This is a genomic window from Streptomyces sp. NPDC097617 (assembly GCF_044761485.1).
In the GTDB taxonomy this organism is placed as follows: Bacteria; Actinomycetota; Actinomycetes; order Streptomycetales; family Streptomycetaceae; genus Streptomyces.
On sequence record NZ_JBIWCL010000016.1, the window covers coordinates 162115 to 185385 of the forward strand.

The window sequence follows — 23271 nt, forward strand, 5'->3', positions numbered from 1 at the left end:
CAGAGGACCCCTAGGGAGCGCCCGGGGCGACGAGCCGGTAGCCCACCCCTCGGACGGTCTCGATGAGGGCGGGCATGCGCAGCTTGGAGCGCAGCGAGGCGACGTGGACCTCCAGGGTGCGCCCGGTGCCCTCCCAGCTCGTGCGCCACACCTCGCTGATGATCTGCTCGCGGCGGAAGACGACACCGGGCCGCTGCGCGAGCAGGGCCAGCAGGTCGAACTCCTTGCGGGTGAGCGGTACGTCGGCGCCGTCCACGCTGACCCGGCGGGTGGGCAGCTCGATGCTGACGGAGCCGAGCCGGACCGTGGCGGGCGTACCGCTCCCGGGAGCGGCGGCCTCCTCGGCGGCGCCGGTGCGCCGTGCGACGGCGTGGATACGGGCGAGCAGCTCACCGGTGTCGTAGGGCTTGACCACATAGTCGTCGGCGCCCATGTTCAGGCCGTGGATGCGGGAGCGTACGTCGGCCCGCGCGGTCACCATGATCACGGGGGTGGCCGTGCGCTTGCGGATCTTGCCGCACACCTCGTAGCCGTCCTGGTCCGGCAGGCCGAGGTCGAGCAGGATCACGCCGTACGGCTGGGGCTGAGCCGCGGCCGGGGCGCCGGCGGGCAGCAGCGCCTGCAGGGCCTCTTCGCCGTTGCGGGCATGGGTGACCTGGAAGCCGTGGCGGGCGAGGATCGCGGACAGGGCGGCCGCGACGTGGTCGTCATCCTCGACGAGCAGCAGTCTCATGTCGTCCCCCTCTCCTCTTCACTCACTCGGGCCTCACCGGGGCGTGGCCATGCGTAGGGCCACCATGCATCCACGCCGATGCGGAGTCCCACGTCAAGGGGGTCCGGCTCCGGCGCGTCTTCCGTTATCCACCCGGTACGCGTCCATGATCGACCACGGCGGGGCCGCGCACGGAGCGTATCCGGAAGAGGCCGGATCGTTATGCTCAATTCTCCCTCAGATGTGATGACGTTGTGCGCGTCACGTCACTACTGTCCTCCCAACCGAGGAGGACGGAGCAAGAGGCCGATGAGCGGAGTATCAGTGACCAAGGACGTGCAGGACGCGGCCGGTGCCGCAGACGACCTGGTCGTACTGAGCAACGTCAACAAGCACTTCGGCGCGCTGCACGTGCTTCAGGACATCGATCTGAGCATTGCCCGCGGTGAGGTAGTCGTGGTGATCGGTCCCTCGGGATCGGGCAAGTCCACGCTGTGCCGGACCATCAACCGCCTGGAGACCATCGACTCGGGCACCATCACGCTCGACGGCAAGGACCTGCCCTCCGAGGGCAAGGAACTGGCCCGGCTGCGCGCCGACGTCGGCATGGTCTTCCAGTCGTTCAACCTCTTCGCGCACAAGACGGTGCTGCAGAACGTCATGCTGGGCCAGCTCAAGGTCCGCAAGACCGACAAGGCCGCGGCCCACGCGAAGGCGCTGTCCCTGCTGGAGCGGGTGGGCGTCGGCTCTCAGGCCGACAAGTACCCGGCACAGCTCTCCGGTGGCCAGCAGCAGCGCGTGGCCATCGCCCGGGCGCTCGCCATGGAGCCGAAGGTGATGCTCTTCGACGAGCCGACCTCGGCCCTGGACCCGGAAATGATCAACGAGGTGCTGGAGGTCATGCAGCAGCTCGCCCGTGAGGGCATGACGATGGTGGTCGTCACGCACGAGATGGGCTTCGCGCGCTCCGCCGCCAACCGGGTCGTCTTCATGGCCGACGGAAAGATCGTCGAAGAGGCGACTCCCGAGCAGTTCTTCAGCAACCCGCGCAGTGATCGGGCGAAGGACTTCCTGTCGAAGATCCTGCACCACTGAAGTTTCCGTCTGGTAGTCATCCGTATGCGGATCACCACCGGATCGGTTCCTGTCTGCCGTGCGTGCGCCGTAAGCGTCGCTCGTCGTTCAACCACGTCTCATCCGAGGGAAGTTCACCATGAAGATCTCCAAGGCCGCTGCGGCCGCGGCCGTCGCCGTCGCCCTGTCCCTGACCGCGACCGCGTGTGGCGGCAGCAAGCAGGACGCCGCCTCTGACGGCGGTGCCTCCGGTGGCACCAAGGACAAGATCGTCGTCGGCATCAAGTACGACCAGCCCGGTCTCGGCCTGAAGACCCCGGACGGCAAGTTCACGGGCTTCGACGTCGATGTCGCGACGTACGTGGCCAAGGAGCTCGGCTACGAGCCGAACCAGATCGAGTTCAAGCAGGCCGTCAGCGCCGAGCGCGAGAACCTGATCGCGAACGGCGACGTGAAGTACGTCGTCGCGACCTACTCGATCAACGACAAGCGCAAGGAGAAGGTCGACTTCGCCGGCCCGTACTTCCTCGCGCACCAGGACCTGCTGGTCCGCTCGGACGACACCTCGATCACCAAGGCCGAGGACCTCAACAAGAAGAAGCTCTGCTCGGTCACCGGCTCCACGTCGGCGCAGAACGTCAAGACCAAGCTGGCCCCCGAGGCCGACCTGCTGGAGCAGGGTGGCTACTCCGAGTGCCTGACCGGCCTGGAGAACAAGGCCGTCGACGCCCTGACCACGGACAACTCGATCCTGGCGGGCTACGCGGCGCAGGAGAAGAACAAGGGCAAGTTCAAGCTGGTCGGGCTGAGCCTGAGCAACGAGAACTACGGCATCGGTCTGAAGAAGGGCGACAAGGAGCTCCAGACCAAGATCAACGCCGCGCTCAAGAAGATGGTCGAGGACGGCAGCTGGCAGAAGGCCGTGGACAAGAACCTCGGTCCGGCCAACTTCAAGAGCGAGCCTGCCCCGCAGGTCACCGAAGGCAGCTGATTCATCGGTGAGGAGCGTCGCCGCCCGCCTGCCGCGGGCGGCGGCGCACCTCACCGGCCATCCTGGGGAGAGCGCAGGGCATCGTGTTCGATTTTCTTGATTCCGGGCAGTACGACGTGCTCGGAGCCTTCTGGGTGACGGTTCAGCTCACCCTCTACTCGGCGGCCGGATCCCTGATCTGGGGCACCGCCCTCGCCGGGATGCGGGTCAGCCCGGTCCCGCTGCTGCGGGGCTTCGGCACCGCTTACGTCAACCTGGTGCGCAACACCCCGCTGACTCTGCTGATCATCGGCTGCTCGCTGGGCCTCAGCCAGACCCTCGGCATCAGTCTGGGCGGCGAAACGTTCAAGGAGACCGGTTTCCGGCTCGCGGTCCTCGGATTGATCGCCTACACCGGCACCTTCGTCTGCGAGGCCCTGCGCTCCGGCATCAACACCGTGCCGGTCGGCCAGGCCGAGGCGGCCCGCGCGCTGGGACTGAGCTTCTTCCAGGTGCTCACCCTGATCGTGCTTCCCCAGGCCTTCCGGGCGGTCATCGCACCGCTCGCCAACGTACTGATCGCGCTCACCAAGAACACCACGGTGGCGGCGACCATCGGCGTGGCCGAAGCGGCCCTGCTGATGAAGGAAATGCTCGAGAACGAGGCGCAGGCGGTCTTCGCGGTCTTCGCCGTCTTCGCCCTCGGTTTCGTCCTGCTGACCCTGCCCACCGGTCTTCTGCTGGGCTGGGTCGCCAAGCGAGTGGCGGTGAAGCGATGACTTCCGTGCTGTACGACGCCCCGGGACCCCGGGCCAAGGCACGCAACTGGATCTACAGCGGGATCTTCGTCGTGCTGTTCGGGCTCGTCATGTGGTGGGCGCTGTCCCTCATGAGCGAGAAGGGGCAGCTCGACGCCGACAAGTGGTCGCCCTTCGTCACCGACAGCCAGGTCTGGACCACGTACCTGATCCCGGGCCTCGTCGAGACCCTCAAGGCCGGCGCGCTGTCCATGGTGATTGCCCTCCCGCTGGGAGCGGTGCTGGGCATCGGCCGGCTGTCCGACCACGCGTGGGTACGGGGTCCGGTCGGCGCATGGGTGGAGTTCTTCCGCGCCATCCCCGTGCTGATGCTGATGCTGTTCGGCTCCGCCCTGTACGCACCGCAGTTCATGGACGTTCCTTCCGAGATCCGGCCCTTCTGGGCCGTGGTCACGGGCCTGGTCCTGTACAACTCGGCCGTCATCGCCGAGATCGTCCGGGCGGGCGTGCTCTCCCTGCCCCGCGGCCAGACCGACGCGGCCAAGGCGATCGGCATGCGCAAGGGTCAGACGATGTTCTACGTCCTGATCCCGCAGGCCGTCACGGCGATGCTGCCGGCCCTGGTCAGCCAGCTCGTGGTGATCCTCAAGGACACCGCGCTCGGCGGCGCCCTGCTGGGCTTCGCGGAGCTGCTCTCCATGAACCGGCAGATCTCGGCCAACTACAGCAACACGATCGCGACCCTGTTCGTGATCGCGCTGATCTACATCATCGTGAACTTCGGCCTCACCACCCTTGCCTCCCAGATGGAACGGCGACTGCGGAAGTCGAAGAAGAGCACCGGCACGGTGCTCGGCGTGGACGAGATCGACGACCCGATCCCCGGCGCCAACACGGCCGCCGGCTGACGGCGCCGCCCCTCCGTTCGGACGGCCCCCGGGTCTGACATACGGTCAGTCATAGTGCGTAGCCTGTGTGGTGCGGCGGATCTCATCCGCCGCACCACACGGCGTTGTGGCGGCCGGTGTCACTTGACGCGGGCACCTACAGTGGGTTGCATACGTTCTGTGATCACATACCGGACATCGGGAGTCGTGCCATGGACCCGGTGATCGTCGTCGGCGCGGGGCCCGTCGGGCTGGCCCTGTCCCTCGCCCTGGCAGGCGCGGGCGTGCCCTCCGTCGTGCTCGACGAAGGGCCCGGCAAGGAGGAGGTCCGCCCGGCCCGTACCGTCGTCCTGCACGCCGATACGGCCGCCATGACCCACCGCCTGGGTTGTACGACGCTGCGCGACGAGGGGGCGTACTTCGCCGCCTGGCGCACCATGCGCCGGCGCCAGGCCGACCGGCGGATCACCTTCGAGGACCACCCGGCCCCGCTGCACGTGCCGCAGCACGCGCTGACGCGCGGACTGCGCGCCGCCGCCGCGGCCCACCCGCTCGTCCACCTGGTCACCGACAGCAGACTGGACTCCGTGGAGCAGGACGAGCGCGGTATCACCGCGCACACCTGTGGCGCCGAAACCACGTGGTGGCGCGGGAGTTACCTGGTCGGCTGCGACGGCGCCCGCTCCACCGTCCGCAAACTGCTCGGCATCCGCTTCCCCGGCCGCACCGCCGTGGAACGGCACGCCGTGGCCGCGTTGCGCACCGAACTGCCCTGGCCCGGCGAGGCCTTGCTGCACCGCAGCCCACCGCAGGAGGTCACCTCCCGGCCGCTGCCCGACGGGGTGTGGCGGCTGGACTGGCTGCTCCCGGCCCGCGGGGAGCTGGTCACCCCCGACGCGCTGGTGACCATGATCCGCGACACCCTCGCGGCGTGGTGCGGCGGCACGACACCCCCCTACGACCTCATCGACACCGGGGTCCACACCCTGCACCACCGCCTCGCCCGGCGCTGGCGCGACGGCCGCGCCTTCCTGGCCGGTGACGCCGCGCACCTGCTGGGCGCGCTCGGCACCCAGGGCGTCGAGGAGGGGCTCCGTGATGCCGAGAATCTGGCGTGGAAGCTCTCGCAGGCCTGGCACCAGGGCGCCTCCGAGGCCCTGCTCGACAGCTACGAGGGCGAACGGCGCACGGCGGTCGCCTCCCGGCTGCGCGCGGCCGACCAGGCGATGCCGGCCCTGCGGGCCGGCGGCGGGCTGCGCACCTACCTTCCCGGCACCGCGCGTTCCGCCGAATCCCTGCTCACCGACGGCCACTTGGGGCGGGGGCCGCTGGGCGCGGAGCCCACGTACGCCCCGCCGGTCGCCGTACGCGAGGTCCCGACGGCCACGGAACCGGGCGGCCCGGTGGCGAACGTCGCGGTGACCGCTCCGGACGGGGCCACCGTGCCCCTGCGTGACCTGCTCGGGCAGGGCCGGCTACTGGTGGTCCTGGTGGCTCCCGGTACCGGGGTGTGGGACCGGCGCCACTGGCTGGGCGCCGGGCTGATGCCCCGCCTGGCTGCGGCCGTGAGCGCGCTGCCGGTCCGTACCGATCTGCTCGTCGCCGACAGCTACCCGGGGGCCCCGGCGCACACGGTGCTGCTCGTACGGCCCGACGGGCATCTTGCGGCGACCTTCGCGGGGGTCCGCCCGGCGGAGTTGTACGAGGCGGCGGACGCGGTCCGGGCCGGTGCGCCCGCGTCCCGGCTGTCCGCGCCCTCGACTCCCTCGACGCCGACCACGACCACGACCACGACCACTGCACAGACGACCACACCGATCGTGGTGATCGATTGACCGTCTCCGGGACTCCGTGGTTCACTCGCGGAATGACCGGCAACGACGTACGCCTGTGGCGGAGGGTCCATATGGACCTGCTCCGCTACGCGGGCTGCGTGTGTCGCCCTTCCTGCTGATTCGCCCTTCCCTCCGCGCGCCCCGTGCCGTCCACCGGCCTGCGCGCACCTCCGCGAACCCAGGAAACGGTCCCCTTTCATGTCTGCACCCGTATCCACACCCGCGTACGCCCCTGAGCACGCGCCCGCCGGGGGCCCCACGGCCGCCGCACTCCTCGACTTCGCCCTCCGCACGGCCGCCGACCCGGCAATCGTGGCCTCGCTGCCGCTCGACCCCGAGGGCCGCACCTGGATCCGGCTGGAGGGGCCGGGCGGCAGCGAGGCATGGCTGATCGGCTGGCCGCCGCGCACCGGCACCGGCTGGCACGACCACGCCGAATCGCGGGGCGCGTTCGCCACCGCGCGGGGGCGGCTGACCGAGAACTCGCTGACCGTGCGCCTGCCTTCGGAGGGCTGGAAGTCCCTGGAGCTGGCCCCGGGCGTCGACCGCCAGCGCACGCTGGGCGCGGGCTCGGGGCGGGCGTTCCGGGAGCACCACGTGCACGAGGTGCTCAACGAATCGCCAACCGAGCACGCGGTCTCCGTGCACGCCTACTACCCGCCGCTCCCGCTGATCCGCCGCTACAGCCGCAGCGGCCAGGTGCTCAGCCTGGAGCACGTCGAGCGCGCGGCGGACTGGCAGTGAGCGCCCCGATCGGCATCGACGAATTGCTGGAGCGGATCCGGGCGGGCTACACCCGCGTGGACGCGCGCGAGGCGTACGCCGCCTCCCGCGCCGGGGCCCTCCTCGTGGACATCCGGTACCAGGCCCTGCGCGAGCGGGACGGGTTGATCCCGGGTGCGCTGGTGGTCGAGCGCAACGAACTGGAGTGGCGCCTGGACCCGTGGGGCAGCCATCGTCTCCCGCAGGCCACGAGCCACGACGTCCAGGTGGTGGTGATCTGCAACGAGGGCTACGCCTCCAGCCTCGCCGCGGCCTCCCTCCACGCCCTGGGCCTCCACCGCGCCACGGACCTGACCGGCGGCTTCCAGTCCTGGAAGTCCTCGGGCCTTCCCCTCACCCCTCCTCCCGGCGCCGCCGGCGCTTGAGGCGCGGGGGGGGTCCGGGGGCCGAGCTTCCGGGGGCTACCCCACCCCGGGCCCGCCGGCTCACTCCCCCGCGTACCCGAGGTCGTCGGCGTCCTCGCCCTCCGCCTCGAGCGCGCGGCGCACCACCCGCAGGGCCATGCCCTCCGGGTATCCCTTGCGGGCGAGCATCCCGGCGAGCCGCCGGATCCGCTTGTCCCGCTCCAGGCCCCGGGTGGAGCGGAGCTTGCGCTCCACGAGTTCCCGGGCGGTCTGCTCCTCCTGATCGGAGTCCAGCAGCTCCAGGGCCTCTTCGACGAGGGTGGCATGCACCCCCTTGGTCCGGAGCTCCTGGGCCAGCGCCCGACGGGCCAGGCCCCGGCCGCGGTGCCGGGACTCCACCCAGGCTCCGGCGAAGGCGGCGTCGTCGATCAGGCCCACCTCCTCGTACCGGGAGAGGACCTGCTGCGACACCTCCTCGGGGATGCCCCGCTTGTGCAGGGCGTCCGCGAGCTGGCGCCGGGTACGCGGGCTCCCGGTGAGCAGGCGCAGACAGATCGCCCGCGCCTGCTCCTCGGGGCTCTGGGGCGGCAGCTCCGAACGGCCTTCACGGCCGCCTCGGCGCTCGCCGCCCCCTTCCTGCGCCCGCACGGGTCAGCTCTTGGCCACGGCGGCCTTGGCCGTCGTCTTGGCCTTCGTTGCCGGGGCGGGCACGGCGGTGGCCGCGGCATCGGCGGTGTCGGTACCGGCCTCGGGGGCGGCGGCGTCCTTGCGGACACCCACGCCCAGCTTCTCCTTGATCTTCCGCTCGATCTCGTCGGACAGTGCGGGGTTGTCGCAGAGGAACTTGCGCGCGTTCTCCTTGCCCTGGCCGAGCTGGTCGCCCTCGTACGTGTACCAAGCGCCGGCCTTGCGCACGAAGCCGTGCTCCACGCCCATGTCGATCAGGCCGCCCTCGCGGCTGATGCCGTGGCCGTAGAGGATGTCGAACTCGGCCTGCTTGAACGGCGGCGCGACCTTGTTCTTGACGACCTTGACGCGGGTGCGGTTACCGACCGCGTCCGTGCCGTCCTTCAGGGTCTCGATGCGCCGGATGTCGAGGCGCACGGAGGCGTAGAACTTCAGCGCGCGACCACCAGTGGTGGTCTCCGGCGAGCCGAACATCACACCGATCTTCTCGCGGAGCTGGTTGATGAAGATCGCGGTGGTCTTGGACTGGTTGAGCGCACCGGTGATCTTCCGGAGCGCCTGGCTCATCAGTCGGGCCTGGAGACCCACGTGCGAGTCGCCCATCTCGCCCTCGATCTCCGCGCGCGGCACGAGCGCCGCCACGGAGTCGATGACGATCAGGTCGAGGGCACCGGAGCGGACGAGCATGTCCACGATCTCCAGCGCCTGCTCGCCGGTGTCCGGCTGCGACAGGATGAGGTTGTCGGTGTCGACGCCGAGGGCCTTGGCGTACTCGGGGTCGAGCGCGTGCTCGGCGTCCACGAAGGCGACGGTGCCGCCGGCCTTCTGTGCGTTGGCCACGGCGTGCAGGGTCAGGGTCGTCTTACCGGAAGACTCCGGGCCGTACACCTCGATCACACGGCCGCGGGGCAGCCCGCCGACGCCGAGGGCGATGTCCAGCGCGGTCGACCCGGTGGGGATGACCTCGATGGGGTCGTTCGGCTTGTCGCCGAGGCGCATGACCGCACCCTTGCCGAATTGCCGTTCAATCTGCGCGAGAGCGGCGTCGAGAGCCTTCTCGCGGTCGGTGCCTGCCATGGGTTCCACCCGGTTTGCTTGAGTCGATCGCTTCACTCCACTGACGCTAATGCCTGCCACTGACAATGCGCCTCCACGAGCCCTTCGGCTGTGGATAACCCATCAGAATGGATGTTCGATTTCCCTGTCAAGCGCACCACGCCCACACGCGGGTCGGGCCCCGGCTTCACCCGGCGGGGACGAGGAGCGGCAGCAGGAGCCGGGAGGTGGAGTGGACGGTGCTCATGGAGGTGGCGCCGACGGAGACGTGGTGCATCCGCAGCGGGCTCGGCACGCCCGGGGTCGAACCGTCCGGGCCACCCGGGCCGCCCGGGCCGCCGATGGTGAGCCGGAGGCGGTGTCCGACGGGGATGTGCCGGGCGTTGGGGCACAGGAGGATTGGGTCGCCTTCGATCGTGCGCATGCTCACCTCGTTCACCCGGCCGGCGTCCTCGGTCAGCTTCTTCAGCTGCGTCTCGCCCCCCGAGCCGTACCAGTCCTCGAGCTGCTCGGCCGGAGTCCCGGAGCAGCCGCCGAGCAGCACGGCGACGGCCGTGGCGGCCGTGGCGGAGGCGGTGACTCGGGTCAGTAACGCGACGCGCTCATGAAATCGCATGGAACCTGGAACCCACCTGGATCGGTTCGACCGATGCTGCCAGGGGCCCTCCGGGCCCACGCCCCACGTGATGCCTTCGTGACGGGCCGTCCGTCAGCGGGAGACCGCCGTCCCGAGGGAGTCCGCGCACAGGAACTTCGGCCCCGCCTCGTAGAAGACGTCGAGCGAGGTGATCGTGAACCCGGCCGCCGTCAGCAGGTCCGGGGCCGATCTGGTGAGGTGGCAGCCGCCCAGGAGCCGCATGTTCAGCGGTTCGAGCCTTCGCTGCCAGCGACGTACGCGCCAGTCCCCCTCCGGAGCGAGCCCGTGCTCGAGGAAGTGCAGGGTCCCGCCCGGCTTGAGTACGCGCCGCAGCTCGCGCAGGGCGGCCACGGCGTCCGGGATGGTGCACAGCGTCCAGGTGGACAGCGCGGAGTCGAACCCGCCGTCCTCGAAGGGCAGCGACTGGCCGTCCAGGCCGGCCCGCCGCACCGGTACGCGGGCGTCCCGCACGTGGTCCGCGGCCAGCCGCCACGCGACGTCGGAGGGCTCCACCGCCACCACGGACGTCACGCCCGGCGGGTAGAAGGGGACGTTGTGGCCCGTGCCGAAGCCGATCTCGACGACTTCGCCGGCCAGCCCCTCGCAGGCCCGGCGTCGCAGCGGCCGAGCCGTCCTGGCCCCGCAGGCGGCCTTGATGATCCGTGGCACGACCTGTTCGGTGTAGAACCCCATGGCGGCCTCCGCGTCTCGCTACTCCCCCGCAGCCCTCAGCATGGCACCGCCACCTCCCGCACAGCCGCCTCCCGCGCCGCCGCACGAACCGCCCCGCGATACCCCGGGACACACCGACACACCCCACCCAAGTGACAACCCAGGGTTGACACTCATCCGACCGTCAACCTACGGTTGCACCTATGACGAGCCCTTCGGTGGAACCCGTTCGCATGACCAATCCCGTACGCCTCGACGACCTCATCGACGCCATCAAGAAGGTCCACACCGACACCCTGGAGCAGCTCACCGACGCCGTCGTCGCCGCCGAGCACCTGGGCGACGTGGCCGACCACCTCATCGGCCACTTCGTCGACCAGGCCCGACGCTCCGGAGCCTCCTGGACCGACATCGGCCGCAGCATGGGCGTCACCCGCCAGGCCGCCCAGAAGCGCTTCGTCCCCAAGGCCGACAAGGAGGGCGACGGCGGCTTGGACCCCCAGGCGGGCTTCGGCCGCTTCACCCCCCGAGCCCGCAACATCGTGATGACCTCCCAGAACGAGGCGCGCGCCGCCGGCAACACCGAGATCCGCACCGAGCACCTGGTGCTCGGCCTCCTCGCCGAACCCGAGGGCCTCGCGGGCTACGCCCTGCGCGCCCAGGGGGTGGCGGCGGACGACGTACGGACCGCCGTGACCGCGCTGCTGCCCCCGGCCCAGCCGGAAGTCCCCGAGCTGATCCCCTTCGACGCGTCCGCGAAGAAGGCCCTGGAGCTCACCTTCCGCGAGGCCCTGCGCCTGGGCCACGACTTCGTCGGCACCGAGCACGTCCTGCTCGCGCTCCTGGAACTGGAGAACGGCGAGGGCCCCCTGAGCAGCCTCGGCCTGGACAAGGCCGCCGTCGAGGCGACCGTCAGCGAAGCCTTGGCAGTCGTACGCGTCGTCGCGGACGAGAAGTAGAGGAATCCGCGGCGTGCGTCAGCTCGTAGCGCTTGACGTACGCGCCGAGGAACGCCTGCAGGGTGGCGACGGCCGGGATCGCGATGAGCGCCCCGACCGCGCCCAGCAGCGCGGTGCCCGCGATGACCGATCCGAAGGCGACCGCCGGATGGATGTCCACGGTCTTCGAGGTCAGCTTCGGCTGGAGGACGTAGTTCTCGAACTGCTGGTAGATCACCACGAAGCCGAGTACGTACAGCGCGTACCAGGGGTCCACGGTGAAGGCGAGCAGGACCGGTAGCGCGCCCGCGAGATAGGTGCCGATGGTGGGGACGAACTGCGAGACCAGGCCCACCCACACGGCGAGCGCGGGCGCGTAAGGCACCCCGAGGACCGCCAGCACGATGTAGGTCGCGACGCCGGAGATCAGGGCCATCAGCCCGCGCGAGTAGAGGTAGCCGCCCGTCTTGGCGACGGCGATCTCCCAGGCGCGCAGCACCTCGGCCTGCTTGGCGGGCGGCAGTACGGAGCACAGGGCGCGCCGCAGCCGCGGTCCGTCGGCGGCGAAGTAGAAGGAGAACAGCCCGATCGTCAGCAGCTTGAAGAGTCCGCCGAGCACCGTGGCGGAGACGTCGAGCACGCCGGACGCGCTGTTCTGCACGTACTTGCGCAGCCAGTCGGAGCGCAGCACGCTCTCCTGGATCTCCAGCCGGGACAGTTCGGTGTGGAAGGTGGAGTTGATGGCTTTGATCACCGCGTCGATATAGCCCGGGAAGCCCTCGACCATGGCGACGATCTGCCCGGCGAGCAGCGAGCCGAGGAGCGCGAGGAAGCCCGCGGTCACGACGAACACCGCGAGGAACATCACGAAGGTGGCGAGCCCGCGGCGCATGCCGCCCGCCGCCATCCTGGCCACCGCCGGCTCGATCGCGAGCGCGAGGAAGAACGCGATCAGGATGTTGACGAGGAGGCCTATCAGCTGGTGGAAGGCCCAGCTGCCGAGCTGGAAGCAGGCCACGAGGGCCAGTACGAGGATCACGGCGCGCGGCAGCCAGCGCGGCATCCGCGCATCGTCCGCGGCGGGGGCCGCACCGGACGGTGGCGGAGCCGGCGGCGCGGGCGGATCCGTCGGACCCTGTGGACTCGTCGGACCCTGCGGACCTGTCGGACCCTGCGGACCTGTCGGACCCTGCGGGCCCGGTGCTTGCGGCTCCTCCGCCCGCACGGGCGGTGTCACTCCTCGCGCCTCGGCGTGATGATCGTTCGTCTCTTCGCTGGCTGCCACGGCCCCAAGTCTGTCCCACCCGTGCCCGCCACCGCGAAACAGCGCGCTGGTCAGCGCAGCGACGCCGGCACGTCCATCGCCGAACACACCGCGCGCCAGACGTCCTTGGTCTCCCAGCCCGCGTCCAGCGCCTGGTGGACGGTGCGCCCGCCCAGCTCCGTCATGACGTGGTCCCGCGCGAAGGACTCCGCATAGCCCGCGCCGAAGTGCTCCGCCATCCGTTCCCAGAAAATCGTCAACCGCATGCCCCCAGTATCCCGCCCCGGGAGAGTGCACCGCCCGCGTTCGGCCCTCCCCCGCGCTCCCCCGCGTCCTACGTTGCTGGCATGCCCGGAGACGAAACTTCCCCGCAACCCCCACAGACCCCGGCGGCGCCACAGACCCCGGCGGCGCCGCAGACCCCGGCGGCGCCGCAGACCCCCGCAGAGCAGCCAGCCCCGGCAGACCCGGCAGACCCGCCAGCCCCGGCAGACCCGCTGGCCCGCGCCGAGCGGTTCATCTGGCTCACGGCCCGCGTGCTGGAGCAGCGGAGGTTCGCGTTCCACTTCCTCGGCGGGGACGCCGACCCGGTGGACACGGCCCTCGGCTCGTACCTCAACGGAGACGGAGGCTACGGTCACGCACTCGATCCGGATCTGCGCGGTCCGCTCAGCCAGCCCCTGCACACCGCCCACGCCCTGCACGTGCTGGACGGCCTGGGGCGCTGCTCGGGGCAGCGCATCGAGCGGCTCTGCCGCCACCTGACCGGGGTCTCCACCGCGGACGGCGCGCTCCCGGTGGTCTCCCCGGCCCCCCGCGACTACCCCGCGGCCCCCTACCACCCGATGCACGACGACCCGCCGGGCGAGCTGCTGACCACAGGCCCCGTCGTCGGCGTACTGCACCGCAACCGGGTCTGGCACGCCTGGCTCTTCCGGGCCACGGACTTCTGCTGGGACCGGGTCGAGAACCTGCGCCACTCGCACCCGTACGAGGTCCAGAGCGCGGTGGCCTTCCTCGACGGCATCCCGGACCGGGCGCGCGCGGCGGCGGCCGCGGACCGGCTGGGCCGGATGGTGCGCGAGCAGCGGCTCGTCGTCCTGGATCCCGTGCGGCGCGCGGAGTACCCGGAGGCCCCCGGCTACGCGCCGGGCGAGCGGCTGTACCCGCACGACTTCGCGCGGCGGCCCGAATCCCTGGCCCGCGGCTGGTTCACCGACGCGGAGCTGCGCCGCTCGCTGGACCACCTGGCCACCGAGCAGCAGTCCGACGGCGGCTGGCCGGTGCGGCGCCGGGACTGGGCGCCGGGAAGCTCGCTCGAGCGGCGCCCGATCGCCACCCTGGAGGCGCTGCTGACCCTGCGGGCGTACGGGCGTCTGCCGGAGGTGGGGGTCAGCCGCCCAGGGCCCGTACCCCCGCGGTGACCACGACGGCGGCCGCGACCACGATGAGGAAGGGGGCCCGCAGCAGCAGCGCCAGCCCGGCGGCCGCGAGCCCCGCGGCGCGGGCGTCGATGACGAGGGCGGACCCGGTGCTGAAGGTCTGCTGGGCGGTGAGCGCGGCGAGCAGGGCGACCGGCAGCAGGGCGGCCAGGCGGCGCACGAGCGGCCGTTCCAGGGCCCCGGCGGGGACGAGCAGGCCGGCGAGCTTGACGGCATAGCAGCCGACGACCGTCAGTGCGATGGCGATCCAGACGGTCACGGGCGGCGTCCCTTCATCCACAGCACCACGGGGGCCGCCAGGGCGGCGATCAGCACGGGCACCCCGGCGGGCAGCACGGGCAGGAAGCCGAGCCCGAGGACCAGCGCGAGGGCGGCGACGGCCCGCTCGGTGGAGGTCTTCAGCATCGGAGCCAGCAGCGCCAGGAACACGGCGGGTCCGGCGGCGTCCAGCCCCCACGCCCTGGTGTCCCCGATGGCCTCGGCGCCGAGCGCGCCGAGCAGCGTGGTGAGGTTCCACAGTGCGTAGAGGGTGAGCCCGGTGACGGTGAAGCCGAGCCGGGCCGACTTCCGGTCGGGCTGGGCCAGCGCGACGGCGGTGGTCTCGTCGATCACCCAGTGCGCGGCGAGCGGGCGTACGGCGCGGGGCAGCTTCAGCAGCTGGGACAGCCGCAGCCCGTAGAAGGCGTTGCGGGTGCCGAGGAAGAAGGCCCCGGCGGCGGCGGTGAACGGGTTCCCGCCTGCCGCCAGCGCTCCGACCAGGGCGAACTGCGAGGCCCCGGTGAAGACGAGCAGGCTCAGCACGCAAGCCTGGAGGGTGCTGATGCCGGCCCCGGCGGCGGTCACGCCGAACGCGAACCCGGACAGCCCGACGGCCACCCCGACCCCGAGCGCGTCGCGTACGACGGCGGCCCGCGGCCGTCCCCCGGCGACCCCCTCGGGGGTCGCCTGTATCACTGCTTGATGTTCTCCCACCCCCCGAAACTACGCAGGGCGGGGCGGCCGGGTCTTGTACGTTCTTGCGCCCCTGGCGGTCGCCCTAGCCGGCCCGTTCCCGCCGGTAGGCGCCGGGCGGCACCCCCACGATGCGGGTGAAGTGCCGGTTCAGGTGAGGCTGGTCGGTGAAGCCGACGGTGACGGCCGCCTCCGCGGGCGCCGTGCCGGCGTCCAGGAGCCGGCGTGCCCGCCGGACGCGGGCGTCGGTGAGCCAGGTGTGCGGGGGCATTCCGTACCGCTCGCGGAAGGCCCGCAGCAGGGCGAAGGGGCTCGTGCCCAGCTCCGCCGCGAGCTGCTCCAGCGACGGCGGGTCGGCCATCCGCTCCTGCAGTACGGCCCGTGCCGCCGCCGCGTCGGCGCCGCCCGCGCCACGGACCGTACGGGCGGGCAGCGGTCCGGCGTGCCGGGTCAGCATCCGCGCCACCACGCTCCGCAGCAGGGTGTCGGCGGCCAGCGCGTTGCCCGCCTCGGCGGCCCGGTGGACCTCGGTGATCGCCTGCGCCCCCCGGGGGTCGGCGACCATGTCGGCGGTGAAGCCGGGAGTGCCGCGCAGGGTGCCGATCTCGTCGGCGACCTCGGTGATCAGCTCGCTGGAGGGGTACAAGGTGGCGTAGGCCCAGCCCTCGGGCACTCCGGCGCGCGCGGTGTGCGGCACCTCGGGGTTGATCAGGACCACGCTGCCGGGTCCGGCGCGCACCACGTGCCCGGGGAGCCCGATCTCCTCGATGCCGCCGGTGACGGCCGCGATGACGTACCCGTCGTGGGCGTGGCGCGGGAAGGTGTGGCGTACGTAGTGGGCGCGCAGCAGGTCGAGCCCGGGCAGTTCCGCGTACTGCCAGTGCCGTGCCCACTCCCGGCGCCCGCCGGCGCCCCCGTCCGTCCCCATCCCCCCATTCTGCGCCCCGCCCGTGTCTCGCGTTTCCCCAGGTCCGGCCCGTTGTCAGTGGCCGGGTGCACGATGGGGGCATGGCAGGCCCTGCGCTCGACTCGTTCTCCCCCGCGACCCGCTCGTGGTTCACGGGGGCCTTCGTCACGCCCACCGCCGCGCAGGAGGGCGCGTGGCGGGCGATCGGGGAGGGCTCCGACGTGCTGGTGGTGGCTCCCACCGGCTCGGGCAAGACCCTGGCGGCGTTCCTCGCCGCCCTCGACCGGCTCGCTTCCACCCCGCCGCCCGCGGAGTCGAAGAAGCGCTGCCGCGTGCTGTACGTGTCTCCTCTCAAGGCGCTGGCCGTCGACGTGGAGCGCAATCTGCGCAGCCCGCTGACCGGGATCCGCCATGAGTCGGTCCGCCTCGGGCTGCCCGAGCCGGACATCCGGGTGGGGATCCGCTCCGGCGACACCCCACCCGCCGAACGGCGGGCGCTGGCCACCCGCCCGCCGGACATCCTCATCACCACGCCCGAGTCCCTGTTCCTGATGCTGACCTCGGCGGCCCGGGAGGCGCTCACGGGAATCGAGACGGTGATCCTCGACGAGGTGCACGCGGTCGCCGGGACCAAGCGCGGCGCCCATCTCGCCCTCTCCCTGGAGCGGCTGGACGAGCTGCTGCCGCGCCCGGCGCGCCGGATCGGGCTGTCGGCGACGGTCCGGCCGGTGGACGAGGTGGCCCGGTACCTGGCGCCGCGCGGCCGGGTGGAGATCGTCCAGCCGCCGTCGGCCAAGGAGTTCGACCTGTCGGTGGTCGTCCCGGTGCAGGACATGGGCGAGTTGGGCGGCTCCCCCGCGACCGAGGGCAAGGAGGGCGGGGACAAGCCGTCGATCTGGCCGCATGTGGAGGAGCGGATCGCCGACCTGGTGCAGGCGCACCGCTCGACGATCGTCTTCGCCAACTCCCGCCGGCTCGCCGAGCGGCTGTGCAACCGGCTCAATGAGATCGCGTACGAGCGCGCCATGGGCGAGAAGCTGCCGGAGGGCAGGCCTCCGGCGGAGGTCATGGCCCAGTCGGGCGCCGCCCTCGGCGCCCCGCCCCTGCTGGCCCGCGCGCACCACGGCTCGGTGTCCAAGGAGCAGCGCGCACTCGTGGAGGAGGACCTGAAGGCGGGCCGGCTGCCCGCCGTGGTCGCCACCTCCAGCCTGGAGCTGGGCATCGACATGGGCGCGGTGGACCTGGTGGTGCAGGTGGAGTCGCCGCCCTCGGTGGCCTCCGGGCTGCAGCGCGTGGGCCGGGCCGGACACCAGGTGGGCGCGGTCTCCACCGGGGTGGTCTTCCCCAAGTACCGCGGCGACCTGGTGCAGGCGGCGGTGGTCACCGAGCGGATGCGCACGGGGGAGATCGAGTCCCTGCGGGTCCCCTCCAACCCTCTCGACGTGCTGGCGCAGCAGCTGGTCGCGATGGTCTCGATGGACACCTGGCAACTGGACGACCTGCTCGCCCTGGTGCGGCGGGCGGCACCCTTCGCGGCGCTGCCGGAATCGGCGTTCACGGCCGTGCTGGACATGCTGGCCGGGCGCTATCCGTCGGACGCGTTCGCCGAGCTCCGGCCGCGCGTGGTCTGGGACCGGGTGGCGGGCACGATCACGGGCCGGCCGGGGGCGCAGCGCCTCGCGGTCACCTCGGGCGGCACGATCCCCGACCGCGGTCTGTTCGGTGTGTTCCTGGCGGGCTCCGATCCCAAGAAGGGCGGCGGCCGGGTCGGCGAGCTCGACGAGGAGATGGTCTACGAATCCCGCGTGGGGGACGTCTTCACGCTGGGCACCACCTCGTGGCGGATCGAGGACATCACCCGCGACCGGGTCCTGGTCACCCCCGCCCCCGGGGTACCGGGCAGGCTGCCGTTCTGGAAGGGCGACCAGCTCGGCCGGCCGCTCGAACTGGGCCGCGCGGTCGGCGCGTTCCTCCGCGAGCTCGGCGGCCTGAGCGGCGAGGACGCCCGGCTGCGGCTGGTGGCGGCCGGCCTGGACGCCTGGGCCGCCGAGAACGTCCTGGCGTACCTCGCCGAACAGCGCGAGGCCTGCGGCCATGTCCCCGACGACCGGACGATCGTGGTCGAGCGGTTCCGCGACGAGCTGGGCGACTGGCGGGTCGTGATCCACTCCCCCTTCGGCGCGCAGGTGCATGCCCCGTGGGCGCTGGCGCTCGGCGCCCGCCTCGCCGAGAAGTACGGCATGGACGCGCAGGTGATGCACGCCGACGACGGGATCGTGCTGCGCCTGCCCGACCTGGACCTGCTGTCCATGGACCTCTTGGACCACGACCCGGCCGCTCCGCACGCGTTCGAGTTCGACGACGAGAAGGCCCCGCTGGGCGCGGCCGATGTCGCCTTCGACCACGGTGACATCAACCAGATCGTCACCGACCAGGTGGGCGGCTCCGCACTGTTCGCCTCCCGCTTCCGCGAGTGCGCGGCGCGCGCCCTGCTGCTGCCGCGCCGCAGCCCCGGCCGGCGCACCCCCCTGTGGCAGCAGCGCCAGCGCGCCTCGCAGCTGCTCCAGGTGGCCTCGGAGTTCGGCTCCTTCCCGATCGTGCTGGAAGCCGTACGCGAATGCCTCCAGGACGTCTTCGACGTGCCCGGCCTGACCGAACTGATGGGTGACATCGAGGCGCGCCGCGTACGGATGGTGGAGGTCACCACGCCGGAGCCCTCCCCCTTCGCCCGTTCCCTCCTCTTCGGGTATGTGGCCCAGTTCCTCTACGAGGGCGACTCGCCGCTGGCCGAGCGCAGGGCGGCCGCGCTGTCGCTGGACTCCCGGCTGCTGGCGGAGCTGCTCGGCCAGGCGGAGCTGCGCGAACTCCTCGACGCGCAGGTGCTGGAGGAGCTGGAGCGGGAGCTCCAGTGGCTCACCGAGGACCGGCGGGCCAAGGATCCCGAGTCGGTGGCCGATCTGCTGCGCCTGCTGGGCCCGCTGACGCGGGACCAGCTGACCGAGCGCGGGGCGGATCCGGCGTGGGCGCAGGAGCTCACCGCGGCCCGCCGCGCCATCCCGGTCAGGATCGGCGGGGCGGACCACTGGGCGGCGATCGAGGACGCGGGCCGGCTGCGGGACGCGCTGGGCACGGCGCTGCCCGTCGGCGTCCCCGAGGCGTTCACGGAGCCGGTCAAGGACCCGCTCGGGGACCTGCTGGCCCGGTACGCCCGCACCCACGGCCCCTTCACCACGACGGCGGTCGCCGCCCGCTTCGGCCTGGGCGCGGCGGTGACCGAGGGCGCCCTGCACCGGCTGGCCGCGGCCGGCCGGGTGGTGCAGGGCGAGTTCCATCCGGCGGGCATCGGGCAGGAATGGTGCGACGCGACGGTGCTGCGCAGGCTCCGGCGCCGCTCCCTCGCCGCGCTGCGCCAAGAGCTGGAACCGGTCCCGCCTACCTCGCTGGCCACCTTCCTCCCCCAGTGGCAGCACCTGGGCGGAGCCCTGCGCGGCCTCGACGGCCTGGCCCGGGCGATCGAGCAGCTCCAGGGCGCCCCGGTCCCGGCCTCGGCGCTGGAACGCCTGATCCTCCCGTCCCGCGTGGCCGGGTACGCCCCGGGCCTCCTGGACGAGCTGACCACCGCGGGCGAGGTGGTGTGGGCGGGCGCCGGAGCCCTCCCGGGCAAGGACGGCTGGGTCTCGCTCTACCTGGCGGAGTCGGCCCCGCTGCTCCTGCCCCCGCCGCACCCGCTGGAGCAGAGCCCCCTGCACCAGGCGGTCCTGGCCTCGCTCGAGGGCGGGTACGGCCTGTTCTTCCGGCAGATCGCGCAGTCGATCCGGGCCGAGTTCCCCGAGGTGTCGGACGTCGCGCTCTCCGAGGCGGTGTGGGACCTGGCCTGGTCGGGCCGGCTCACCAACGACACCCTGGGCCCGTTGCGCTCGCTGCTCGGCTCGGGCCGCACGGCGGGCTCGACGGCGCACCGCGCGCGGCGCACGGTCCCCCGCGGCCGGTACGGCACGCTCAGCGCGACCGTGTCCCGTACCGGCCCGCCCACGGTCTCCGGGCGCTGGTCCCTGCTTCCGGCTGCCGTTCCCGATCCGACCCACCGGGCCCATGCCCTGGCCCGCACCCTGCTGGACCGGCACGGGGTGGTGACGCGTGGGGCGGTCGCCGCGGAAGGGGTGGAGGGCGGCTTCAGCGCGGTCTACCGGGTCCTGTCGGCCTTCGAGGACAGCGGCCAGGCCCGCCGGGGCTATGTGGTCGAGGGGCTGGGCGCGGCCCAGTTCGCGATGGACGGTGCGGTGGACCGCCTCCGGGCCGCCGAGCGGACCCCGCCCCCGCTGGCGGCGGTGGTCCTGGCCGCCGCCGACCCGGCGAACGCGTACGGCGCGGCCCTGCCCTGGCCCGAGCCTCCGTCGGGCGCCACCCACAAGCCGGGGCGCAAAGCGGGCTCGCTGGTCGTCCTGGTCGACGGTGAGCTGACCCTGTATCTGGAGCGCGGCGGCAAGACCCTGCTGGCCTGGCCCGCGCCGGAGGACCCCCGGCTCACGGCCGCGACGGCCGCCCTCGCGGCGGCCTCCCGCGCGGGCACGCTCCCGGCCCTCACGGTGGAACGGATCAACGCGGCGGCGGCTCTGACCTCCCCCCTGGGGCCGGCCCTGGAGGCGGCCGGTTTCCACGCCACCCCGCGGGGTTTGCGTATGCGTTCCTGACGACCGCAACGGCATTGAGCGTTCCGCTCACGTCCTGGCTCCGGCCGGGGCCGCGGGCACGGCGAAGTCCGGCCGGGTCTTCAGGATCGGCGAGGCGGCGGAGATCCCGTACTACATCCGCCACACGGTCAAGAGCATCGGCACGACGGACATGTCGTACGCCTCGGTCGGCCACGTCAGGGGCCTGCTCGGGGACGGCACGGAGGCCCAGAGCCTGGCGGTCATCGGCACGTTCGAGAAGTGCGAGGACGAGTCGATGCCGAAGGGCTTCGCCAACGGCCGGACCCGGACCACCTGCGCGATCGCCCTCGCCCCGTCCGCCCAGGTGAAGGTCGCCGGCGCCGGGCACGGGGGCAACCGGTACAACGCGGCGAACAACGGCAAGGCCATCGCCCGGAAGTCGCCCCGGCCGGGCTCCGCGGCGACAACACCCCGCCGCGGAGCCCACCACCGCCCGCCCGACGGCCCCTCCGACGATCCTGCGCCTCACGGCCGTCGCCACGTGCCGGGAGCCGGCGCCGCGCCCCGGCGGGCCACGGCACAATGAAGGCATGCCCGAAGGCGACAGCATCCGGCGCGCGGCGACTCGGCTCCACACCGCGCTGGCGGGCCGCACCCTCACCCGCAGCGACCTGCGCGTCCCCCGCTTCGCCACCGCCGACCTCACCGGCCGCGTCACCCTCGACGTCACCCCGCGCGGCAAGCACCTCCTCGCCCGCTTCGAGGGCGGCCTCACCCTGCACAGCCACCTCCGCATGGACGGCGCCTGGCACGTCTTCGCCTCCGGCCAGAAATGGCGTGGCGGCCCCGACTACGAGATCCGGGCCGTCCTCGGCACCGCCGACCACACCGCCGTCGGTTACCGTCTCCCCGTCCTGGAACTGATCCGCACCGCCGAGGAGGACCGCGCCGTGGGCCACCTCGGCCCCGATCTCCTCGGCCCGGACTGGGATCCCGCCCGCGCCGCCGCCAACCTCCTCGCGACCCCCGAGCGCCCCCTCGGCGTGGCCCTGCTCGATCAGCGCAACCTCGCCGGGATCGGCAACATCTACAAGGCCGAGCTGTGCTTCCTGGCCCGGGTCACCCCGTGGACCCCGGTCGGCGCGCTCCCCGAGTCGACCCTCCCCCGGCTGACCGCGGCCGCCCACCGCCTGCTGTCCGCGAACACCGGCGAGCGGCCCGGCCCCCGCAACACCACCGGCAGTCGCCGCCCCGGCCAGGACCTCTTCGTCTACGGCCGCGCGCACCGCCCCTGCCTGCGCTGCGGCACCCCCGTCCGCGAGGCGCCGCAGGACGACCGCCCCACCTACTGGTGCCCCCGCTGCCAGTCGGGCCCGACACCCTAGGCGGCATCCGGGCAGCAGGACGCGACCGCCCGCGACAGAACGCGACGGACCCCACCGATTGACGCCCTGTCAGATCCGGTCGTACCGTCCCGGCATGCCCACACCCACAGCCCCGTACGGACTCACCGGCCGCACCGCCCTGATCACCGGCGCCGCCAGCGGCATCGGCCGCGCCACCGCCGTCCTCCTCGCCGAGTCGGGCGCCCACGTGCACTGCGCGGACCGGGACGAGCGGGGTCTCGCCGAAACGGCCGCCCTCGTCACCAAGACCGGCGGCGCGGCCACCGTCCACCCCCTCGACGTCACCGACCGGGCCGCGCTCCGCGCCGCCGTCACCGCCGCGGGCCCGCTCGACATCACGGCCGCCATCGCCGGGGTCATGCACACGAGCAGCGTCCTGGAGACCTCCGACGAGGACCTCGACCGGATCCTGGACATCAACTTCAAGGGGGTCCTGCGCACCTGCCAGGAGGCCGCTCGCTCCATGATCGCGGCCGGCCGCCCGGGCTCGATCGTCACCATGGCCTCCGGGGCCGTGGACGCCGCCCAGCCCGGCCTGCTCTGCTACAGCGCCGCCAAGGCGGCCGTGGTCCAGCTGACCAAGACTCTCGCCACCGAGGCGGGCCCGCACGGCATACGGGTCAACGCCGTCGCCCCGGGCTGGATCCGTACCCCGATGACCGGCCGGCACAGCCCCGAGGTCCAGGAGCAGACCGAGGCCGCGATGGTCCGGATGTCCCCGCTGCGCCGGGTCGGCGAGCCCGAGGACATCGCCCGGGCGGTGCTCTACCTGGCCTCGGACGCCTCGTCCTTCATGACGGGCCAGATCCTTCGCCCGAACGGTGGGGTGTCCATGCCCTGGTAGCCCCGCAGTCCCGGCCGCTCCCGTCGTCCCGGCCGTTCCCCTCGCCCCCGTCGTCGCCCCCGTCGTCGCCCCCGTCGTCGCCCCGGTCGTCCCCGTCGCCCGCGTCAGCCGCCCCGGCGGCCCGCAGCGCCTTCCGCCGTGCCTTGCGCACCGGGCCCGGCACACAGTGCACCGGCAGCAGCCCCAGTCCCCAGCCGCCCACCGCCACCGCGCCCTCCACGGCCCCGGCCTCGGCAGGGGCCAGCAGCAGCCGCAGCACGGCCCACCACCACAGCACCCCCACCGTCAGTGCGAGGGCCGACACCGCAGGTATGCGCAGCAACCGCCGCACGGTCACCTCCCAGGGGCCGGAACCCGGACGGCCCCATCCTCCCGCACCCCCCGCGCCACCGCACCCAGAACGGCCGGGAGCCCCGGCCGGTGCACAGGGCACCGGCCGGGGCTCCGGCCAC

At 72.6% G+C, this 23271-nt stretch carries 25 protein-coding genes; 14 read left to right on the forward strand and 11 right to left on the reverse strand.

The window, feature by feature from the left end:
* Positions 1–10 precede the first annotated feature (10 nt).
* Entirely contained in the window at positions 11–733 is a 723-nt protein-coding gene (locus tag ACIQZO_RS24775; RefSeq protein WP_403629746.1) for a response regulator transcription factor, read from the reverse strand.
* 288 nt (positions 734–1021) lie between these two features.
* On the opposite strand from ACIQZO_RS24775, the gene ACIQZO_RS24780 reads away from it, so the two are divergent.
* The 8 genes from ACIQZO_RS24780 (at position 1022) to ACIQZO_RS24815 (ending at position 7384) form a co-directional block, all read left to right on the forward strand.
* Positions 1022–1807 (forward strand): amino acid ABC transporter ATP-binding protein, encoded by a 786-nt coding sequence (locus tag ACIQZO_RS24780; RefSeq protein ID WP_323185359.1) that lies wholly within the window; start codon positions 1022–1024, stop codon positions 1805–1807.
* A gap of 118 nt (positions 1808–1925) precedes the next feature.
* The gene (locus tag ACIQZO_RS24785) at positions 1926–2777 is read left to right on the forward strand and encodes a glutamate ABC transporter substrate-binding protein (protein WP_403629749.1); all 852 of its coding nucleotides are present in this window, start codon (positions 1926–1928) and stop codon (positions 2775–2777) included.
* Positions 2778–2860: 83 nt separating this feature from the next.
* Positions 2861–3535 carry an amino acid ABC transporter permease gene (locus ACIQZO_RS24790; RefSeq protein WP_403629752.1) on the forward strand — a complete coding sequence of 225 codons (675 nt, stop codon included), beginning with the start codon at positions 2861–2863 and terminating at the stop codon, positions 3533–3535.
* Positions 3532–4422: an amino acid ABC transporter permease gene (locus ACIQZO_RS24795; protein WP_403629754.1), complete on the forward strand. Its 891-nt coding sequence runs from the start codon at positions 3532–3534 to the stop codon at positions 4420–4422. Before ACIQZO_RS24790 ends, ACIQZO_RS24795 begins: the two co-directional genes overlap by 4 nt.
* A gap of 191 nt (positions 4423–4613) precedes the next feature.
* The gene (locus ACIQZO_RS24800; RefSeq protein WP_403629756.1) at positions 4614–6236 is read left to right on the forward strand and encodes an FAD-dependent monooxygenase; all 1623 of its coding nucleotides are present in this window, start codon (positions 4614–4616) and stop codon (positions 6234–6236) included.
* A 32-nt stretch (positions 6237–6268) separates the two neighbouring features.
* Entirely contained in the window at positions 6269–6355 is an 87-nt protein-coding gene (locus ACIQZO_RS24805) for a putative leader peptide (protein WP_311318651.1), read from the forward strand.
* Positions 6356–6434: 79 nt separating this feature from the next.
* Positions 6435–6980: a cysteine dioxygenase gene (locus ACIQZO_RS24810; protein WP_403629759.1), complete on the forward strand. Its 546-nt coding sequence runs from the start codon at positions 6435–6437 to the stop codon at positions 6978–6980.
* The gene (locus tag ACIQZO_RS24815; RefSeq protein ID WP_403629761.1) at positions 6977–7384 is read left to right on the forward strand and encodes a rhodanese-like domain-containing protein; all 408 of its coding nucleotides are present in this window, start codon (positions 6977–6979) and stop codon (positions 7382–7384) included. The genes ACIQZO_RS24810 and ACIQZO_RS24815 overlap by 4 nt, the downstream gene beginning before the upstream one ends.
* Positions 7385–7444: 60 nt before the next feature.
* Here ACIQZO_RS24815 and recX read toward each other — a convergent pair whose 3' ends face one another.
* From recX to ACIQZO_RS24835, 4 genes are all read right to left on the reverse strand, one after another.
* Positions 7445–8011 (reverse strand): recombination regulator RecX, encoded by a 567-nt coding sequence (gene recX / locus ACIQZO_RS24820; RefSeq protein ID WP_403629764.1) that lies wholly within the window; start codon positions 8009–8011, stop codon positions 7445–7447.
* A gap of 3 nt (positions 8012–8014) precedes the next feature.
* Complete coding sequence (gene recA, locus ACIQZO_RS24825) at positions 8015–9127, reverse strand: recombinase RecA (RefSeq protein ID WP_403629767.1); 1113 nt, start codon at positions 9125–9127, stop codon at positions 8015–8017.
* A 166-nt stretch (positions 9128–9293) separates the two neighbouring features.
* Positions 9294–9722 carry a hypothetical protein gene (locus ACIQZO_RS24830; protein WP_403629770.1) on the reverse strand — a complete coding sequence of 143 codons (429 nt, stop codon included), beginning with the start codon at positions 9720–9722 and terminating at the stop codon, positions 9294–9296.
* 93 nt (positions 9723–9815) lie between these two features.
* Complete coding sequence (locus ACIQZO_RS24835; RefSeq protein ID WP_403629773.1) at positions 9816–10436, reverse strand: class I SAM-dependent methyltransferase; 621 nt, start codon at positions 10434–10436, stop codon at positions 9816–9818.
* 182 nt (positions 10437–10618) lie between these two features.
* Here ACIQZO_RS24835 and ACIQZO_RS24840 point away from each other — a divergent pair, with 182 nt between their 5' ends.
* Positions 10619–11374: a Clp protease N-terminal domain-containing protein gene (locus ACIQZO_RS24840; RefSeq protein ID WP_403629775.1), complete on the forward strand. Its 756-nt coding sequence runs from the start codon at positions 10619–10621 to the stop codon at positions 11372–11374.
* Here ACIQZO_RS24840 and ACIQZO_RS24845 read toward each other — a convergent pair.
* Together ACIQZO_RS24845 and ACIQZO_RS24850 are read right to left on the reverse strand one after the other, a co-directional pair.
* Positions 11328–12590, reverse strand: a complete 1263-nt coding sequence (locus tag ACIQZO_RS24845) for an AI-2E family transporter (protein ID WP_403629844.1) — start codon at positions 12588–12590, stop codon at positions 11328–11330. The genes ACIQZO_RS24840 and ACIQZO_RS24845 overlap by 47 nt on opposite strands.
* Positions 12591–12688: 98 nt before the next feature.
* On the reverse strand, positions 12689–12883 hold the full coding sequence (locus ACIQZO_RS24850) for a DUF3046 domain-containing protein (protein ID WP_267011765.1): 195 nt from the start codon (positions 12881–12883) through the stop codon (positions 12689–12691).
* Positions 12884–12964: 81 nt separating this feature from the next.
* Here ACIQZO_RS24850 and ACIQZO_RS24855 point away from each other — a divergent pair, with 81 nt between their 5' ends.
* On the forward strand, positions 12965–14041 hold the full coding sequence (locus ACIQZO_RS24855; protein ID WP_403629779.1) for a hypothetical protein: 1077 nt from the start codon (positions 12965–12967) through the stop codon (positions 14039–14041).
* Here the strand turns inward: ACIQZO_RS24855 and ACIQZO_RS24860 are convergent.
* From ACIQZO_RS24860 to ACIQZO_RS24870, 3 genes are all read right to left on the reverse strand, one after another.
* Complete coding sequence (locus ACIQZO_RS24860) at positions 14010–14318, reverse strand: AzlD domain-containing protein (protein WP_403629782.1); 309 nt, start codon at positions 14316–14318, stop codon at positions 14010–14012. The two genes, ACIQZO_RS24855 and ACIQZO_RS24860, sit on opposite strands and share 32 nt — an antisense overlap.
* A complete protein-coding gene (locus ACIQZO_RS24865; protein ID WP_403629784.1) occupies positions 14315–15013 on the reverse strand; it encodes an AzlC family ABC transporter permease in 699 nt (232 codons plus the stop codon). The genes ACIQZO_RS24860 and ACIQZO_RS24865 overlap by 4 nt, the downstream gene beginning before the upstream one ends.
* 82 nt (positions 15014–15095) lie before the next feature.
* Positions 15096–15938, reverse strand: a complete 843-nt coding sequence (locus ACIQZO_RS24870) for an AraC family transcriptional regulator (RefSeq protein WP_403629787.1) — start codon at positions 15936–15938, stop codon at positions 15096–15098.
* A gap of 80 nt (positions 15939–16018) precedes the next feature.
* On the opposite strand from ACIQZO_RS24870, the gene ACIQZO_RS24875 reads away from it, so the two are divergent.
* The 4 genes from ACIQZO_RS24875 (at position 16019) to ACIQZO_RS24890 (ending at position 22819) form a co-directional block, all read left to right on the forward strand.
* Positions 16019–20608, forward strand: a complete 4590-nt coding sequence (locus ACIQZO_RS24875) for an ATP-dependent helicase (protein ID WP_403629789.1) — start codon at positions 16019–16021, stop codon at positions 20606–20608.
* Between the two features lie 151 nt (positions 20609–20759).
* Positions 20760–21155, forward strand: coding sequence for a hypothetical protein (locus ACIQZO_RS24880; RefSeq protein ID WP_403629791.1), 396 nt, complete (start codon positions 20760–20762; stop codon positions 21153–21155).
* Positions 21156–21159: 4 nt separating this feature from the next.
* A complete protein-coding gene (locus tag ACIQZO_RS24885; RefSeq protein ID WP_403629794.1) occupies positions 21160–21954 on the forward strand; it encodes an Fpg/Nei family DNA glycosylase in 795 nt (264 codons plus the stop codon).
* 94 nt (positions 21955–22048) lie between these two features.
* Complete coding sequence (locus ACIQZO_RS24890; protein WP_403629797.1) at positions 22049–22819, forward strand: SDR family NAD(P)-dependent oxidoreductase; 771 nt, start codon at positions 22049–22051, stop codon at positions 22817–22819.
* On the opposite strand, the gene ACIQZO_RS24895 is transcribed toward ACIQZO_RS24890, so the two are convergent.
* A complete protein-coding gene (locus tag ACIQZO_RS24895) occupies positions 22767–23150 on the reverse strand; it encodes a hypothetical protein (protein WP_403629800.1) in 384 nt (127 codons plus the stop codon). The two genes, ACIQZO_RS24890 and ACIQZO_RS24895, sit on opposite strands and share 53 nt — an antisense overlap.
* Positions 23151–23271 lie beyond the last annotated feature (121 nt).